Source organism: Serratia sp. ID 25-353 (assembly GCF_054792795.1).
On record NZ_CM139236.1, the window covers coordinates 79,865 to 99,561 of the forward strand.

At 45.2% G+C, this 19,697-nt stretch carries 8 protein-coding genes and 1 pseudogene; 4 read left to right on the forward strand and 5 right to left on the reverse strand.

What is annotated here, in order from left to right:
• The first annotated feature begins 511 nt into the window (after nucleotides 1-511).
• A complete protein-coding gene (locus tag ACYF6X_RS00370; protein WP_130018630.1) occupies nucleotides 512-2,008 on the forward strand; it encodes an alanine/glycine:cation symporter family protein in 1,497 nt (498 codons plus the stop codon).
• A gap of 548 nt (nucleotides 2,009-2,556) precedes the next feature.
• Here the strand turns inward: ACYF6X_RS00370 and arsC are convergent.
• Genes arsC through ACYF6X_RS00385 form a run of 3 tightly spaced genes read right to left on the reverse strand, consistent with a single transcriptional unit; the run spans nucleotide 2,557 to nucleotide 4,649 of the window.
• Complete coding sequence (arsC, locus tag ACYF6X_RS00375; protein ID WP_076741158.1) at nucleotides 2,557-2,982, reverse strand: glutaredoxin-dependent arsenate reductase; 426 nt, start codon at nucleotides 2,980-2,982, stop codon at nucleotides 2,557-2,559.
• Between the two features lie 12 nt (nucleotides 2,983-2,994).
• The gene (locus ACYF6X_RS00380; RefSeq protein ID WP_130018631.1) at nucleotides 2,995-4,284 is read right to left on the reverse strand and encodes an arsenic transporter; all 1,290 of its coding nucleotides are present in this window, start codon (nucleotides 4,282-4,284) and stop codon (nucleotides 2,995-2,997) included.
• 44 nt (nucleotides 4,285-4,328) lie between these two features.
• The gene (locus ACYF6X_RS00385) at nucleotides 4,329-4,649 is read right to left on the reverse strand and encodes a transcriptional regulator (protein ID WP_076741156.1); all 321 of its coding nucleotides are present in this window, start codon (nucleotides 4,647-4,649) and stop codon (nucleotides 4,329-4,331) included.
• 86 nt (nucleotides 4,650-4,735) lie between these two features.
• Here ACYF6X_RS00385 and arsH point away from each other — a divergent pair, with 86 nt between their 5' ends.
• The gene (gene arsH, locus ACYF6X_RS00390) at nucleotides 4,736-5,434 is read left to right on the forward strand and encodes an arsenical resistance protein ArsH (protein ID WP_076741155.1); all 699 of its coding nucleotides are present in this window, start codon (nucleotides 4,736-4,738) and stop codon (nucleotides 5,432-5,434) included.
• Between the two features lie 344 nt (nucleotides 5,435-5,778).
• Nucleotides 5,779-7,239, forward strand: a complete 1,461-nt coding sequence (locus ACYF6X_RS00395; protein WP_076741154.1) for a TrkH family potassium uptake protein — start codon at nucleotides 5,779-5,781, stop codon at nucleotides 7,237-7,239.
• Nucleotides 7,240-7,465: 226 nt separating this feature from the next.
• Here ACYF6X_RS00395 and ACYF6X_RS00400 read toward each other — a convergent pair whose 3' ends face one another.
• Entirely contained in the window at nucleotides 7,466-13,342 is a 5,877-nt protein-coding gene (locus ACYF6X_RS00400; RefSeq protein ID WP_130018632.1) for a DUF3320 domain-containing protein, read from the reverse strand.
• A gap of 2,722 nt (nucleotides 13,343-16,064) precedes the next feature.
• Nucleotides 16,065-18,320, reverse strand: a pseudogene (locus ACYF6X_RS00405) (type I restriction-modification system subunit M); the annotation flags it as partial.
• A 562-nt stretch (nucleotides 18,321-18,882) separates the two neighbouring features.
• Between ACYF6X_RS00405 and ACYF6X_RS00410 the strand changes: the two are divergent.
• Nucleotides 18,883-19,686, forward strand: a complete 804-nt coding sequence (locus ACYF6X_RS00410) for a sensor histidine kinase (protein ID WP_242512575.1) — start codon at nucleotides 18,883-18,885, stop codon at nucleotides 19,684-19,686.
• Nucleotides 19,687-19,697 lie beyond the last annotated feature (11 nt).

Below are 19,697 nucleotides of genomic sequence, written 5' to 3' on the forward strand. Positions count from 1 at the left end.
GGTCGTCCTACGGCCGACCTCATAATGACAAGCGCTCCCCAAACCGGCTCAGGCCGGTTTTTTTGTGCCTGCATCTCTAGGTTACCATCAAAGCGTAGCACGGGGGTTACACCAAGTGAGATAAGGATGCTTATTTTTTTGTTTAAAATCAATGAAATGAATGGTGTTTATTGGTTGGCCTTTTGCAAGAAATCGGAAACATACTCTTGATTAAGAGGGTCTAAAAAATTTCGAAAGTATGCATTTAATAATCAACAGATTCCTTTGATGATGAGCGTTTTTATAGTGGCTGCAGTATTTGGCATTCAGCAAAAAAGTTCAAATATGCGAACCATTCCCCATAGTTATGCTTGCAAATGTCGATTTTTTACGACAGGTTACATATGTGTTAATTAGTTACGTGTTGTAACTATAAAACTTAACATAAAAAATCTCACGCTAGACGGCGCACCCCGGTGTTAAGCAGTTGAACAACTAACTTTACCGGGCATCAACGAAGGGGTTGGATTGCATGAATGAATTTGTCAATGCCGTCAACGGCGTGATCTGGAGCCAGGCGCTCATTTATCTGTGTTTGGGAACCGGCCTTTATTTTTCTTTGCGTACCCGTTTTTTGCAACTGCGTCATCTGAAAGGAATGGTACGTTTGATATTCCAGGGCAAAGCGAATGCCGCCGGGGTATCTTCATTCCAGGCGTTATCCATGACTCTGGCTGGGCGAGTGGGAACCGGTAACATTGCAGGGGTTGCGACCGCTATTACCTTCGGTGGTCCGGGGGCATTGTTCTGGATGTGGATGGTTGCGTTTTTGGGGGCCAGTTCGGCTTTTGTAGAGTCGACATTGGGTCAGGTTTATAAAGAGAAGTTGGATGGTGAGTATCGTGGCGGCCCTGCCTTCTATATTGAGAAAGGGCTGGGCATGAAGTGGTACGCCTGGATTTTTGCCCTCGCCACCATTTTCTCTTGCGGCGTGTTGCTACCGGGCGTACAGGCCAACTCCATCGGCGCCAGTCTGGATATTGCATTCGGTATCAGCCCAAATGTTACTGCAGCACTTATCGCTCTGTTGTTGGGGTTCATCATTTTCGGTGGGGTGAAGCGCATTGCGAGTTTTGCCGGTACCGTGGTGCCATTTATGGCACTGGGTTACATCATTGTGGCCTGCGTGATAGTAGCGCTCAATATTGACCAACTACCGGGTGTGATTCTGCTGGTCTGGAAAAGTGCGTTCGGTCTTGACGCCGGATTTGGCGCGATACTGGGGCTTGCGATCATGTGGGGTGTGAAGCGGGGTGTTTATTCCAATGAAGCCGCGCAGGGGACCGGCCCGCATGCGTCTTCCGCTGCTGCCGTCAGTCACCCGGCCAAGCAGGGGTTGGTGCAGGCGTTCTCTGTCTATATCGATACCTTGTTTGTCTGCTCCGCTACTGGCTTCATGTTGCTGATTACTGGCCTGTACAACGTTCAGGGGCCAGAGGGGGCAGCACTCTATACGGGAATTGCCGGTGTTGCCGCCGGACCAGGATATGTTCAGACTGCGATGGAAAGTATGATGCCTGGTTTTGGTAGCTATTTCGTTGCTATTGCGCTTTTCTTCTTCGCGTTTACGACCATCGTGGCTTACTACTATATTGCAGAAACCAATGTTGCCTACCTCAATCGTAAGATACATCGCCCCTGGCTTACCTTTGTGCTGAAAATCGGGCTGATGGCCTCGGCCGTTTACGGCACGGTCAAGACAGCGGATTTGGCATGGGGGTTGGGGGATATTGGTGTGGGGCTGATGGCGTGGCTGAACATCATCGCCATTTTGCTACTGCGTAAGACGGCGTTTACCTGCCTAAAGGACTATGAAAAGCAACTTGCCGAAGGTGTTGACCCTGTATTCAACCCTGAGACGCTCGGCATTGAACGGGCTGACTATTGGGTTAATAACCGCGCTGAGGTAAATCGGATTCGTGAAGCAACAGGCAACATTGATGAAAATGCAGGTTTTCCCGGAAGATAGTGCATCATGAGGGACTTACATCATCTGATTATGCTTTCAGTCAACCGGCTTAGGCCGGTTTTTATTGCCAACTGAAAACCACGTCCTGTGGGCGTGGTCATCAACGGGTTTTGGCTCTGCCTTATTGTCTTTGGATTTAAATCTCACAGAACTGGCATAGGCTTCTTTTTAAGGTTTTTGGTACGCCCTTCCAGGGTGAAATCAATGCCGCCTTCTATGAAGGCGGATTTTAACTTAAATTAAATGAATTAATTTCGAGCTGACTATAGTAAATAGTTTTGTGCCGTGTTCCGGCCAGGTACATCATGATGAATAAGTTAAGCATGTCCATAAGCTGCTCTGCTCATACTGCTGGGATGAAAACCGTACAGTGAATGGTTGGTTTCTGTGCAAGTTCGGATAGTTCGTCTTGGTATTAGATGTATTAGCCCAGACGTGAGCTGACAGCATTCTCTGGCAGCACACAATCAAGTCCAACAGTCCGCTCTGAGCGAGGAGCGGACGCCGGTGTGAAGTAAACAGGTGCCCGATAATATTAAGCGGAAAGATTACTTAACTCGTTTCCCCGTTTCGTCAATGACCTTTTCACCGTCCTCTTTGGTAAAAGAACCTTTCTGATCTTCAGGTAGAATATCCAGTACAATTTCTGAGGGACGACAAAGACGTGTGCCAAGTGGCGTCACTACAATCGGCCGATTAATTAGGATCGGATGCTGAAGCATAAAATCAATCAACTGCTCATCAGAAAATTTGTCTTCATCAAGACCCAACAGCTCATAAGGTTCAACGTTCTTACGCAGCAATGCGCGTACTGAAATCCCCATATCTGAAATCAGTTTGATCAGTTCTTTACGCGTCGGGGGCGTATCGAGATAATAAATAATGGTTGGTTCGTTACCGCTGTTGCGGATCATCTCCAGCGTGTTACGTGAGGTTCCACAGGCCGGGTTGTGATAGATGGTAATGTTGCTCATATCAATATCTCATTACAAAGTGACAGAGAGCCGCCATACCAGCGCGGCCAGAGTGATGAAAAGCACAGGCAGGGTCATGATTATGCCGGTGCGGAAGTAATATCCCCAGGTGATGGTCATGTTTTTTTGTGCCAACACATGAAGCCATAGTAAGGTTGCCAGACTACCTATCGGGGTGATTTTAGGACCTAAATCGCAGCCAATCACATTGGCATAAATCATCGCCTCTCTGACGATGCCGGTCGCAGCACTCCCGTCAATTGACAATGCACCAATAAGCACCGTTGGCATATTGTTCATCACAGACGACATGAACGCAGTCAGGAAGCCGGTACCGAACGTGGCAACCCATAAGCCTTTGTCTGCCAAAATATTGAGTACGGCAGAAAGATACTCAGTGAGTCCTGCGTTACGCAGGCCGTAGACGACCAGATACATACCCAGCGAGAAAATCACGATCTGCCAGGGCGCCCCGCGCAGCACCTTCCCGGTATTAATGGCACGGCCACGCTTTGCTACCACGAAAAGCACCGCAGCCCCAACTGCTGCTATCGCGCTTACAGGGATCCCCAGCGGCTCCAGAACAAAGAAACCGACCAGCAGGAACAGCAGAACAATCCAGCCCGCCCTGAACGTCTCAGGATCTTTAATCGCACTGGCAGGCATCTTGAGCAGTGAAACGTCATATCTGGCTGGGATATCGCGGCGGAAGAAGAGATGGAGCATAACCAGCGTGGCAGCTATGGCCGCCAGGTTCACAGGGACCATCACGGAGGCGTACTGTGTAAAGCCCAGGTTGAAGAAATCTGCCGAGACAATATTTACCAGGTTGGAAACTATCAGCGGCAGGCTGGCGGTATCAGCGATGAATCCTGCAGCCATGACAAAGGCCAGAGTCGTCGCCTGACTGAACCCCAGTGCGAGCAGCATCGCAATCACAATCGGCGTCAGTATCAGTGCTGCACCGTCGTTAGCAAACAGCGCAGCAACAGCAGCGCCAAGCATTACTATCCAGGTAAACAGCAGGCGGCCGCGCCCATTACCCCATCGGGAAACATGCAACGCGGCCCATTCAAAGAAACCGGACTCATCGAGCAGCAGGCTGATGATGATCACCGCAATGAATGCCGCTGTTGCGTTCCAGACGATATTCCAGACTACGGGGATATCATGAATGTGGATAACCCCTGTACCCAGAGCTAGTACGGCTCCGATACTTGCGCTCCAGCCAATGCTGAGGCCTCTCGGTTGCCAGATGACCAGGACCAGCGTCAGTATAAAGATACTCCCTGCCAAAATCATTTCAGGTTCCTTTGTATATGGTTATATGTATGTGATAAACATTTTCAACATGATGTGCATGCTGATTTTGACAACCATTCATCCACATCTTCTCTCATACACTGCCAGGACGTCGTGATCGTATCAGCCGCCCACGCCGGCATGTGGGGTGATAGGCGGTAGTGAATCCATTTGCCTTCCCGACGGTCAAGCACCAGCTCAGCTTCGCGCAGAATAGCCATGTGGCGAGAAATTTTGGGTTGTGACTCAGTGGTGGCCGCGCATATATCGCATACGCACAGTTCGCCGGACTCCCGGAGAAGCATGACAATGGCGAGGCGGGTTTCATCCGATAGGATTTTAAAAAGCTGAACAGGCCGTAGCATTTTTTACTCCGTTCCCTTTTGAATACACATATGATAAATCATATGTGTACATTTTGAAATCACCAGAATCTCCCGGAGGAGTAATAATGGAACACTTTCCTGCACTGAACGCTGATTGCTTCGATCAGCTGATTGCTGAACGCCTGCAGCTCCAGGAACCGCCACGCATTCTGATTCTGTATGGCTCGGTAAGAGAACGTTCTTACAGTCGTTTTGCAGCAGAAGAAGCGGGTCGCCTACTGACGGCGATGGGGGCGGAGGTCAGACTGTTTAACCCCTCAGGTTTACCCCTGCCGGATGATGCTCCGGAAACGCACCCTAAAGTCACCGAACTGCGCGGACTGGTCAGATGGTGTGATGGAATGGTGTGGAGTTCTCCTGAGCGGCATGGGGCAATGAGTGCGGTGATGAAAGCACAGATCGACTGGATCCCCTTAAGTGAAGGTGCGGTTCGTCCTTCACAGGGCAAAACTCTTGCGGTGATGCAGGTTTGTGGCGGCTCGCAGTCTTTTAATGCCTTGAACCAAATGCGTATTCTTGGACGCTGGATGAGGATGTTCACTATCCCCAACCAATCTTCAGTAGCCAAAGCTTGGCAGGAATTCGATGAGAACGGGCGGATGAAACCTTCGTCCTGGTATGATCGTATCGTCGATGTCGCCGAGGAGTTGTTTAAACTCACGCTGCTGCTCAAGGGGAAAACAGGTTACCTGGCCGATCGCTACAGTGAACGAAAGGAGAGCCATCAGGAGCTTTCATCCCGCGTCAATCAGGACAAAATATAACCTCTTTCTTATTGAGCTCAAAACGTCTGCTTTTGCACCGAGCTGACTTGTTGGCTTAGGCTAAGCTCTATGCTGTGACAATGCCAGCTCGAGTCTGAGCTAATACACGTTAGCATCATCAGCTACTTTATTAGGGGTAAATGCTCGTGGCTCGAATTGATGGACTTGAACTCGTTGGTAGGAGGGAAGATAGAAAATAATTTTACGTAGGTCTGCTGCATCAGACAGCTATACCAATAATTGGTAACAATCATGCCAGTACTGAGGGATAGATTTTTGTATCTGTCGTATCCTTATGCACTTAACATAGGCGGGTTCACTGCGGCAGGTAATTTGGACATAGTATGGTTAAAACCAAACAGATTTTAGTCGTCATTCATCTTTGTAGCTTTTTGGTTCTTCTTTATAGTCTGTCAATGATCCCACCACTGGCAGTAGCGCTATTGTATAAAGAAAAGAGCGTATTTTCCTTTTTCTATACGTTGGCGATCGCTGGCATTTCTGGTGCCTTGGGGTGGTTCACTACTCGGCAAGCGAAAGTGCAGCTACGCACCCAAGATGGTTTTCTGATTATCGTAATGTTCTGGTTACTGTTCTCTCTTATAAGTGCTTTGCCATTGTGGTTCGATAACACTCTGAACATTAGTTTGGCCGATGCGATGTTTGAAGGGGTATCCGGTATCACGACTACGGGGGCTTCAGTGCTTAACGATGTATCGGGCGTACCAAAGTCCTTTCTCTATTACCGTTCTCAACTCAATTTTATTGGAGGTCTTGGTGTCATTGTTCTTGCTGTGGCTGTATTGCCGTTGCTGGGGATCGGTGGCGCCAAACTTTACCAATCAGAAATGCCTGGCCCATTCAAAGAAGAGCGATTGACGCCTCGCTTGGCTGATACGTCGAAAAATCTATGGTTGATCTATCTCGGGTTGGGGTTAGCTTGTACCTTTGCATACCGAATGGCTGGTATGCCATGGTTTGACGCACTCTGTCATGGCCTTTCAACTGTTTCGTTGGGAGGCTTTTCCACTCGTAACGAGAGCTTGGGCTATTTCGATAGCTCTGCGGTAGAAATGGTCGGAGGCATTTTTTCTATCTTGGCTGCTATAAACTTTACCCTATATTTCGTTGTCGTTGGTCGCCGAAGCTTGAAGCCCCTATATCGTAATACGGAACTGCGTTTCTTCTTACTGGTACTATCTATTATTGCGGTGATCGTGTGTATTGAGCTTTATCGTTCCGGTATGTACGGTGTGAAAGATTCCTTTGTGCACGGTTTTTTTCTTACTAGTTCAATGATGACAGACAATGGCCTAGCCACTGCCGACTACGCTAAGATGCCTTCACATACCATCATGTTATTGCTGGCAGCCAGCTTTTTTGGCGGCTGCGTCGGTTCAACATGTGGAGGGATAAAAGCACTGCGCTTTTTGATCATGTATAAGCAAAGTAGGCATGAAATCAATCAACTAGTACACCCTAATGCAATTTTCACCATTAAGGTAGGCAATGTACCGATCCAAGATAGGGTTTTGCGTTCAGTATGGAGTTTTTTCTTCCTCTATATCTTATTCAGTTGTTTCTTTATCTGGCTGCTTAACCTGATGGGGTATGACATGATCACTTCATTCGCCACTGTTGCTGCCTGCATTAACAACATGGGGTTGGGATACGGTGAAACTGCTGCCGGATTTGGAACGATGAGCGATGCGGCCAAGTGGCTAATGTGTGCCGCGATGTTACTTGGGCGTCTTGAGATATATCCAATGCTTATCCTTTGCTCGCGGAATTTTTGGCGTTTCTGATTGTAGTGAGATTGAGTTATATATCCCAATAACTCTAATGCTTATCATGGTAAAGTCTTTTTCGTAAAGAGTGTTTTCGTTGAGGTTATATGATTATCTGGCGTGGCTTTACGTGGATGGATAATGTCGGTGACTGGTTGTGAGGCTATTCTATGAGCAAGGATGTAATTCAATGATATAAATTGGCCATCTAAGGTTTGGGCACCAAAGATGGCCATTTCATTTTTTAAATAATCGATTCTAATCTTTGTCTTGCCTGACTTGTCAGACGCTTAATACCTAGTGACTTTGCCATTTCCGAGACCTTGTTTTCACCTTCAATACTCAAAGCCAATGCGCGCAATTCTTCACTTGGTATTGCATCAACCTGGCGAACATCGGCATCGGTTGAAGGTAAACGGAAGGCATTCCAGTCGGCTCTTTGAGCTTCTGATAACCAGATAAAATCTTCACCAAAATGATCCGTCGCTACATGATAGTTTTGGTCAACAACCTCCATAACACGCTCTCGAATCAATCTACCTGCACGGCTAAAGCCATGTACACGCGCTATGCGCTGTACTAGCGTTTTATCTAGAAGAGGGGACTCAAGATTAATCACCTCTGCGATGAGTATTTTTAGCGTTTCATCGTACTCTGCGATATAGAATCTCTCTGGATCAATTTTTCCCTGCCACTCCTTCAATTCATTTATAACATACTTACATGTTTTTCCAACTTGAGCGGTTTCTAATGTCGCAGAATAAGCATATTTCAGTTCTGGCAATGGATCCTCTGCATCATCTTCCGCTGGTACTGGATGGATAATGGGTTTAATATGCTTACCAGAAACAGATCTTTCTTCATCATTAACAACCTGAATATATCCCTGCTCATCAGTTACGTCTGCACTACTATTTTCTATAGTGATTGGTTGATCCAGCTCATCTTTATCTGCGATTTTTTCTTCCGCAGTTCTGGATTCCTCCAACAGACCATTAATCGCCATATCTAGCCTTTCTAGTGCGCCTTCTTTATCAACCCACCATTCTGTTGACCATAGTCGAAGCAGTTTCCAGCCTAGCCCCTGCAGAATCGTACTACGAACTTTATCACGGTCACGAGCAGTGGCTGCGCTATGATAGGTAGCACCATCACATTCAATCCCCACTAAATAGTCTCCCGGTTTATCCGGATGCACGATACCCAAATCAATACGAAACCGTGATACGCCAATCTGTGGAACAACTTGCCATCCTTTTCTTCTTAGGCCATTTGCTACGGCCTCCTCAAACGGAGAGTCATAACTTCCTACCGAGCCGCGAACTGCTTGTGCCAGAGCTATCGGGCCGCGCTGAGCAAATTCAATAAAATGCTTCAGGTCAGCAACGGCTCGAGCGCTTGTACGATTGAGATCTATAAAGGAAGGCTCAAAAGAGCTAAACACCATCATTTCCTGACGTGCGCGTGTAACAGCAACATTAAGACGGCGCCAGCCCCCATTTCGGTTCAGTGGTCCGAAATTCATCGACATGGTATTAGCGCCCGGCTCTGTAGGGCCATATCCAATACCAAGCATAATCAGATCTCGTTCATCCCCTTGGACTGTTTCAAGATTTTTAACTACGACAGGCTCTTCCAGTTCAGGTTGGAAGAATGGCTCAATTTCAGGATGTATTTGTCTGGCGCGGTCTAATAGATCATTAATCAGTTTCTGCTGTTCCGTATTGAGAGTAATAATGCCAATAGATTTACCAGATGCGATAAATTTTTTATCCTTCAGACGTTTCACTGTTTCAGAGACAATTGCCTCTGCTTCGGCCTGGTTATGGCGTCCCTTACCTTTAGAATAGGTCCCTATTACTTTGCGCCACTGAACGGAACTTTGTTTGGTTTTAGATGAGGGGAAGGTGATCAGATTACCGTCGTAATACTGATGATTGGAGAATGCAATCAAACTTTCATGGCGGCTACGATAATGCCAACTCAGACTGTGGTTATACAGGCCTGCAGCCAGACATTCATCAAGAATGCTTTCCATATCTTCTTCAGTTTCATCGGTATCATTAGCCGCACGGTTGAAGAAACTGGTTGGTGGCATTTGTCGAGGATCACCTGCAATAACAACTTGTTTACCGCGGGCCATTGTACCAATCGCATCCCAAGGAGCTATCTGTGATGCCTCATCAAAAATCACTAGATCAAACAACGCCTGCTCTGAGGGCAAGAACTGAGCAACGGAGAGTGGGCTCATTAGCATGCAAGGAGCTAGCTTCGACATAGCATCGCCCATTTCAGCAGCCATTTGGCGAACTGGCTTATGACGCCGTGATTTCTGCAATTCATGTTTGAGCAGAGCAAAGCCCCCTTGCTTACTGACTTCATTTTTTGCAGGTATCACACCGCACAATCGTGCACGAATATAGCGAACCGAGAGCTTGGCAAGGCGGTCAGTGTGAATGCGGTACGCATCAATATCACTCATATGTTCTGCGGGTACAAAATTATGCAGCAGAGGTTCTGAGTCAATCACCCACGAAGCAAACCAGCGGCAATAAGCTGTCTCAAATAACTCCACCGCACTGATATCACTTGGGTCAAGTTGGATAATCGCATTGACCAGTGGCAATAAGCCTTCCCCAACGGCTTCTTCGCGAACTCGGCTCCAGTCACTCCAGGCTTTCAGAGATGATTGATGGTTCACGATGCCCAATGCGCAATCGCGAAGGGTTGCGATCTCCAAGTCATGTTCTAACGTTTTAATCAGATTACAGAATCTTGCTTTGGCTTCATTGAAAGCTGACACGGAGGCGAGCAGATTCTGGGTAAGCGTTGCAATAATGCCCTGAGAACCCAGTAAGTCATTAGCATCAATCAATAACGTTTTAACTGTGGAGCGAAGCTCTGCAAGTTGCTGAGGTGATGAAGCAAATCTACTTAATGCACTGCGAATGGTGTCGGCCAAGTCGAGGGTGTTCTGTAAGACGGAATAGTCAGTGTCAAGACCACGCCATCCCGGCATAGTAGAAGTCAAAGGTATGCTCTCTGACAATCTCTGAGATAGAATTTGAAGCTTTTCAATAATAGGAAGGTCAACGGATAGATCGGGAGTAGCATTAAGTAAATGTTGCCGGACCACCTCGAAAATAACTTTCTTACGGGCATGAGTTGCAAAAAACCAAAATTTCTTATCAGCCTCTGCAAGAGAGTTTCTGACCTGCAGAACATTTAAACTTTGCCAGTTATTTCCTGGATAAGTAACAGACAATTTTGATTTGGCTAATTCGATCTCTTTGAGAAGGCTGATTGCCATTTTCGTAGCTTCAATTCTACTAACAACATCTGGAGCGAACATAAAGCTCAGATCAGTACCTGCTGCTTTTGACAATGAATCGCAAAGAGATGCCAGTTGAACAAGTTTATCAGGTTCATTTGATTCTAAAATGATTCCTGTTGCTTTAATTAGGTCTCCTGCAGCATTTTCTAGGTGCTTAATGTTATCCGGAATGGTCAGAGCTTCAGCAATAAGCAACGATTGCCATCCATTAGTCCAGTCAGTCTGGTTTATGCTCCCAAAATGCAGGTGATGTTGCTTAAAGGCATTTCGATTGAGATCAAGACGTTTGGCGATTTCTCTGAATTCTGTCATTTGTTCAGAGGTATGCAATGTGCCTGTAACCCATGTGAATTGAGGTGTGACTATACTGGCATCTCTGATGACTCGTCCCATTGCTTGATGAAGTGTCAGTCCATTTGGCCATCGCTGATGCAATAGACGGACAACCTCATTTAACTTGTCACGTAGTCGTTGAACTTTGCTAGCTTCTTCTTCCCATTCACTGGTCGTGAGCATATCGCGGGCATCCCATGCTCGTTCCAGCTGTTTGAGAAAATCCATCTTTGACGTTTTACTGGAATGTAATTCCAGACAAAATTCGCCCAATCCTTGAGCTTCAAGTCTGCGATAGACCACATCAAGGGCCGCTTTTTTCTCGGCAACGAACAAAACACGTCTTCCTAGGGCCAGATTATGTGCAATCATGTTGGCAATTGTCTGAGACTTACCGGTGCCCGGAGGTCCATCCAAAACAAAATCGCGACCTTTTGCAGAAGCTACCACAGCGGCAATTTGCGAGGAGTCTGCGGGTAATGGCAGGAAAAGCTCTTGAGTGCTTATAGCATCATCAAGTCTATTGACCTCAATTATCTCCCCGTTCGTCTCAAGGGCAACATTTTCTTGACCCCGCTCGATAAGGTATTTTACTAGAGAACTTTGCATCAGTTGCGGTGCTCTATCGATGAGGTCTTTCCACATCAAATATTTTGCAAAGGAGAAAGTACCAATCACGACGTCACGAGTAACCTCAAAACCTGGCATATCACGTACAGCGCGACGTACCACATTCCAGATACCATCTACATCGATGCCACTTTCATCTGTAGGTAACTCGCCATCAAGGCCGTTGATAGTCAGTGCAAAGTCATTGTGCAATAACTCGAGTAAGGTAAGGTTAAAGCGCGGCTCTTCTTCCAGCAAACGCATAGTCACACCAGAAACTACACTTTTTCGGTCTAGCTGAATCGGTAATAGAATAAGTGGAGCTAAGTAATTTCTTGTATCTTCAGCTGATTTTTTCCATTTCAAGAAACCAATTGCAAGAAACAGGGTATTGGCTCCCCCTTCTTCCAAGTCGCTTTTTGACTTTCGATACAGATCAATAAGTGATGATTCCAGGCGTTCTTTTTCGAGAGGTGATACAACTTCACCACGCTCCAAAGCCTGTTGGGCATACTCCTCCCGGAGGTCTGCATTTGTTTGCTGGCGATATAATTCCGCATCACGCCCCCCCAACTCGAGGTCAGGTAATGAGACAATACGGATTCGTTTTCCCTCTGCCAGTTTGTCTTCTAGGTAACCGGGATTAGCGCATATCAGTCGAATACTTTTAGCACTGTCTGGTAAATGCAATAAGCGGTTACGGGTCGTCAAATCGAGTAGTTTACGTTGCCACTGTACGAGACGGCCAGCGGCATCTTTCGTACCTTCCATCTCTATGTCAAGTTCAAAAGAAGGAAGTACTGGTGCATCTTCAAAGCCATGTCGAACATTCGGTTCTGAATCTAACCGACTTTCTAAGCGAGTGCTCCCCAGAGCCAGAGGGCGAATCTTTTGCATACGTGCGCGACGGGTATCAATGGCTGCGTGAAACTCCTCTTCAGTAAGATGCTTTAAAGCTTCCTCGAAAGCTTGAGTAAAGGAAGGAGGCTGTGCTTTAGTAACCAACGTAGTTTCAAACACTACCATTTCTTTTAAATCAACACGTTTACGGACAGAAGATACGTCGTCAGTAACTAGTTGTGCAAACTCTTGCGGTTGAAGCCAGAAACCAGCGAAAGCATGCCCTTCGCTAAGGATTACCAGAGCATTGAGCCCCATTTGCTCCAGGGTAGAGGCAAATAATAGCGTTGTATCTAGGCAGGTAGCGACTTTACCTTCTAGAATTGCACCAGGTGTGCGAATTTTCTGACCGTTCCGCTCAAAACTGGCGGGGGGGAGTGCATAGCTGATATTCAGGTTACAAACAGCTGTCCATAGTGCAGAAGCCATTTCCCACACGCGCGTTCGGGATTTACTTTCATAGCCATCCAACGCATCTTTTTTCCCAGCACTGCGCAAGACATCAGATGTAGCTTTGATAAGGCGATCTACAGCAGGATCATTCGGCATAATGAAAGAGGGCAGCAGTTCGTACATTGCATTGCCACCCCATTCATTCTTCGCTAAAGCCTCGAGAGGATAATGAAGCGTGAAGAGCTCTTTGTCACTTTGCCGCAAAGTTAACGTGACTTCGCAAATCACACTTTCAGTAAGGTCAGCCAGCCATTCCGCATTGAGCCTTACATCTCGCTCACGAATATCAATCGATGAACCAGGCAGCAGGCAGTCAATATTCCATTGCTTTGCTTCCAGCACCGACGGCGCTGTTTGCAGGTGCAACGTTAGATTTTGGTAGGTTTGATCGGATTCGTTATGCAAGACAAGCTCACGTAACATCGGAACAGCATTCTGGTGGGAGGTGAAGCCCAATTTTTGCGCGATACTTACCTGCGCCGTGATGCTCATAATAGCGCCTCTTCTGCTGGAAAACTGTTAATATTCAATTTATTAAAGGTGTCATTCTTTTAAACAGGCAAAGGGGGGGGAAGTTGCTACGACAAAAATCAAAACCGCATAGCACAAAATCCAATAGCTGGATATTAATGCAAAATAAAAAGCAACTATATGTAAAATCCACCGTCAAGAATAACGCCATAAGAATAGTCTTAGCCTATTGATACCATAAAGTATAAAGCGTTACTAATCTATAGATGCAGCTGCGTTTGCTATGGAATGAAAGTCTTTTTTCTTCTATTTTATTGATATTAAAGTAAAAATGTTAATTGAGATTTATTGGTGTGATAATTGAAAAGCATTAATTTACTGATTTTATTAGAATATTTTTTCAACAAGTAGAACGATTTACAGACAAAATTAGCCACGTCTAATTTGGCGCTAAATAGTCGACGGAAAAACATATCTTGATAGCACGCTTAGGGGAACAAACATCTGTCTAGGGCAGTCAGACCCATAAAAACATAGACCTGATAATTGATTGATTTTTATTACTATTTTTCATTATCTAGCTATCAGAGCCTCATGAGCCTGATGATATTTGGATCACCACAGATACGAGTATGTAACTTCTGCAATCAGTACTAAGGGAAGTCAGAAGAGGGCGAATAGTCGAAGTGTTTCACCGCGAGATAATTACTTGCCCGATAATGTCGATTAAGACGCCATTATTGCTCCATCTAGCTCATTGGAAATATTATTAGAATAAATATAGTACCTCATGAAACCATATCGGTTGTGGGGTAGCTGTTATCACGAAACTAGCGTGTTACCCAATCGTTCAAGCCTGTTTTTGCGCGTATAGTTCAGGCTGTTCATCTGTAAATGAGCAGTAGTGCACACTGATGAGATGACTGCAAATGATGTAACTATATGAAATTAAATAATAAAAACAAAAAGTGAACAGGGTGTACAGTTTTCCTATAAATCATTTCTGCAGCGGGTTGAGCGTCTATTTAAATCTATACCCTAGAGTAGATTGGTGATTTCTGTGTATAGGTGAGTGTATATTATTACATGGTATATATATGTAATTTGTTAATAAACAATGTGTTGTGATTTTTTTTTCACTCCTGTGATCTTCCGCCATTCGACCTCTTCTGAACTCTCCCAGCGTCAACTAAATCCCCTTTAACCCCTTGTGTATAAAGCCTTCCTTGTATTCTTAAGCCAATAGGAATCTACTGGTATCAATATGCCCCTGGGGTCAGTCCATTACTAACTGAACGTTGTATCTAATCCTGGGGGCAGGTCAGCAAAAAGCGAACGTTTACAATATGGAAATACTGAAGTTAAGGAGGGTTGGCCAAAATAATTCAGCCAAGAAAATTATTTTTATAGCAAGGCCGAGTATATCGGCCTATTCAAGGATGGGGTTTGAAATAAAATTGTGTTACGAATCAAGGTTGTCTATAATAATGTTTTGATCTATAAATTTATATGTTTCAACATTAGGGTAAGGGCAAACAAAACGGAGTTTATCGTCAAGAATATCGCTGTAGAAATAAAATCCCATTATCTCACTTTCCGGTAAAGCCTCGCTCATTACCATCAAAGGGAATATTTTTGTTACAGCTATACTTTCGTTTTCCGTTAAATCGCTATGGGCAAGATACAGTTCACCAGAGATCATGGGTTCAGATGTCTTGATTTGTGCAGTCTTACTTGGATTAAGTCCTAAACCTTTTAGAATTTCCACCTCATTCATAAAAGTACTGCCATCAAATCTTGCTTTTATTGGTCTTATAAGTGTAGTCGCTTCAAAAAATTTCCGGTGTTCCAGTTGCATCGAATTGTTTAATCGCTGAACAGTTTCTTTTGCTGCTGTCACCGATGCGGCAGAAGGCAATCCTCTATGTGCAATATCATTTCTTAGGGTTGTAGCTTCACGAAGAAAATCAATCATATCATCGCAGCAAATTAAATTTACTATACCGCTATCAGGGGTGAGTGTTTTCTTATATTCTTTAAGTTGATAGTGTCCAAACCCCATAGTGATACTTGTTAATTCATTTCGACCTTTATAAAATATCTTTTTTGATGGTTTATTTTGTCCAAAAGCAAATGACAATAAATATAGTCCAAGATGTTCGAAAAACTTAATAAAAGCTTCACACTTTTCTCTTTCTTCAAATTTAGATTCAGCCAGCTCCCATAATATCGCTAGAGGTGTGGGCAACATTGAAGAGAACTCTTGCTCATATCGACTTGCTGCACTTAAATAAGGTAGTAACTGTTCTTGGGCTGATTTGAAATCAGAGAACACAGAGTTTTTGAGTAAAGACACTCGATTCAATACAGCCTCACACTCGATCCAAAACTCTATCAGCTTGGACTGATTTCCTACTGGAGGAAGTAAGAATCGGGCATTCAGCCATGATGACATACATATATTTAATGATAATCCAGATATGGACTTGAAATTACTTTCAAGCCAGTCTCTACCTTCTTCTTGCTGCAGGAATATATTGTAAAATTCAGGAATGAGTGTTTCGTGATGAAAGTCAAAGCGAGTAAGATTGGCCATTTTTCTTTTTTCGCTCAGTCCGGAGAATTCGGTTATTTTCCCTGTATATGTATCCAGGGTATAAAGTCCAGTGTCGTTTAATTTTACAATATCTTTAAAACGAACTAGACTTCCTTGAAGGGATTTATCTCTGGCATGATTCTTTTTAAAATATGATTGAAAGTTGATGTGATAGCCAACTGTCCCAACTTCACCATCTTTGCCGTCGCGCTTGTCGGCGTTAATCCATGCATCATTAACATGGGGTTGAACTTCGGTTTTAAAGTAACTCTCTATCAAGTTACTGGTAGCAATAGCAGAGTTTAAGGGCACGTTTTCGTTGTCACGTAAATCACCATCCTGCTCAAACTCCACCACTTCTCCTTTGTATGCAAATCGACCATATAGTGGCTGGGCTCTCTCTTTTAACAACGTTTTCACTACTGGCTCCGCCTCAGAGTTTTTAGTAGTGATAGCACTGATAAATTGTTTGTACTCTTTGGTCGTTAGCTTAACGCCTGCAGTGCTTATAGCGTCTTTCAGCGTAAACTTGAACTTATTAAAATCATTACTAACCAGCTCGTTACCACCTGCTTTAGAACTCAACGCCTTCTGAATTTGCTGTGCTTTCTCCATCAATGCGCGTTGGGCAAGCCATACATTGCTATCCAGTAGGCCTTTTATTTGCCCCTCTCTCAGCTCGGAAAACTCCGCTTTGATGATGGCACGGGCTTTTGCTCCGATCTCTGAGAAATCGCCGTAGTTATCGTTTTGCCACTGTGCAGAGAACTCTTCATACAAACGTTCCATTGGCGCATTAATTGGTTTTGTTGCAAAACGTAAAGTCGCAATGGCAGCGTCAGTAACCTGTGTAGACAAACGCAATGGGCGCTCAATGGTCAGGTGGCGATAGCCAAAATCGGTGTTGTTAAAGATTTTGCTGGCTAAGATTTTCGGCGCTTCGGTTTTAGCGGTGTCAGACTGACGGTTACGATTGGATTTTTGTTCGGGCGCTTTCTCAAGGTCTAACGCATCAAGATGAGTTGTATCGACTACTTCAAAATGGCCAAAAGTATGAGTGATTAGCTTGATATCCTCCTCACCCATCAGGTTACGCTTGGAGCCTAACGATTTACGCATCTTGCTACACAAGTTGGTGCTATCTATCAGTTGGACTTTACCTTTGCGCTCCGGTGTTTTTTTATTCGACAGAATCCACACATAGGTAGCAATACCGGTGTTGAAGAACATGTCCGTCGGCAGCGCGACGATGCCTTCCAGCAAATCAGCTTCCAGAATATAACGACGGATTTCACTCTCACCGCTACCTGCTCCGCCCGTAAACAGAGGTGAACCATTGAGGATAATGCCGATACGCCCGCCGCTATCGCGCATTTTGCTAATCATGTGCATCAGGAACAGCAACGAACCGTCAGATACGCGAGGAAGCCCGGGGCCAAAGCGCCCGTTATAGCCTTTATTTTGATGTTCGAGGTGAATATCGGCTTCAATTTTTTTCCAGTCCACACCAAATGGTGGGTGAGACAGCATGTAGTCGAACTGGTCCTGGGCTAATTGGTCATTAGAGAGAGTATTACCAAGCTTGATGCGGCTAACATCTTGACCTTTGATCAACATATCGGCTTTACATATAGCGTAAGACTCCGGGTTAAGCTCCTGACCAAATGCTTGTATTATCGCATTTGGGTTCAATTCGTGCACGTATTCCATGGCGGAAGAGAGAAAACCCCCGGTACCGACTGTCGGATCGTAAATGGAACAGACAATGCCGTCTTTACACAACGCGTTATCATCTTCCATAAGCACCAGCGATGTGGTTAAACGTACGATATCTCGTGAGGTGAAGTGCTCCCCAGCAGTCTCATTTGAGCTTTCGGCATATCGGCGTATTAGCTCTTCAAATACTAGGCTCATTTCATGGTCTGAAATAGTTTCCGCGCTAAGGTCGGTGGTTGCGAATTTCTTAACAACTTTGAACAGCAAGTTGGTTTCATCCAGTAGTCCAACAAACTCGCTAAATTTAAAGTGTTCAAAGATTTCGCGAACATTCTTCGAAAAGCAATGAACGTAGTTCTCTAGATTTGCTCTGACGCTACTATGATTCATTTGGCTGAGATCTGTCGGAGAGGTGTTGAAGAAAGGTAAACCACCTGGCAGAGCTGTCGTTTGAGTAGCACGGTATAAGAGCTTTTCCCGTTCTTCTTCCAGCATCTCTATATGTTTAATACGATTGAACTCGGCAACTATGATGTTTTTATTTGGCTCAAGCATGCACTCAAGGCGGCGAAGCAGAGTGAAGGGTAGGATCACTCGGCCATATTGAGATTGTTTGAAATCACCGCGAAGTAAATCAGCAATCGACCAAATGAAGGCCGCCGTTTGAGAGGAGTTGTAGTTGGCCATATAAAACTCTTAAATCAGTCCGATAAATAATGCACTGATTGTAATCTAATGTCTTCAAAGAGGAAGATCCATTCAACATAAATGTGCCCAATAGACGCGATCTGTGCCCCATTTGATTGATAAATCACAATATCAGTAGTGAATTGATTAGCAATCGATAATCATTTTTGTTCGAAAATTCAGTGTGTTAGATTCTCACTCATAGCTGTTTGAGCTCCTCCTTGAGGGGACTGGTTGCAAGGTGTGGCTATTAATCAGATCGACATGGGTGACTCGTTTCAGGCTAGTTGCAGTGCTCTGATTTTGTGGGCATTGGTGGCGTAAGGCGGCGAGAAGCATCACGCAGCTTGGCTAACCAGAGGAAAATTTATTCCTGCTCTGATACCGATTTTTCCTGTTGTTCATGGCTGGTTACTCTAGATTTCCGATAGCGAGCGAGTAGCCTGGCAGCTTGTTGGGCTAGATAGCGATCTAAATTGGTTATAAGTGTCTAGATTATCCGTGGCGATTCACACGCCCTCTTCCCGCCCAATTTCGAAATCTCATCGACGTTGCGGAAACCGTGGCTCAGGGAAATTTTAAGCAACAAGCCGAGCTGGTCCAGGCGTGTCCTGATGAAATCATCAGGTTCTCAATAAATTTCAATGAGATGGTCAATAAGTTCGCTTTATACGAACGTGAAATAAAAGCGTCACATGTGGCGTTGGCCCATGAGTTGCGTTCACCGTTGACCGGAGCTATGGGCCGCCTTCAGGGCATGATAGACAAGGTTTTTCCTGCGGGTCAGACACAGCTGAATATGGTGATGACGCAATTAAAAAATCTGAGTTATTTGACTGATTATCTGTATTTCCTTTCTCTGGCCAGTGCGGGCCAACTGAAATTAAGTAAAAACGTTTTTACTATCAATAGCGTGTTAAAGGAGAGAGTCGCCTGGCCCAAACCTCAATTGGAGGCTGCGGGCATATCCATCTTCATAGAGGAGGGTGGGCAGCTTCATTTTATTGGGGATGAATTCAGACTAGGTCAGGTATTCAGCATACTTATCGAAAATATGCTTCGTTATTGTAGCCAGGGCGATCGAATGTGCATTCGTCTCGAACAGACCGCACAGGAAATCGTGTTGGCTTTTCAAGATACGGGACCTGGAGTTGTACAGGATTATTTGCCGCAAATGTTTGAGCGCTTTACTCGCGGTGAGACTTCCCGCGCGCGCGATTCCGGCGGCAGCGGGCTCGGACTCTCCATTGCGAAAGCGATTTTCGCTGCCCATCATGGAACGATAAAGGCCAGTCTGCCGGCCGGCAAAGGGCTGTTAATCAAGATAAACTTGCCCCTGCCGGCGCAGGGAGCGGCTCACCGTTAGCGAGGCTTCTG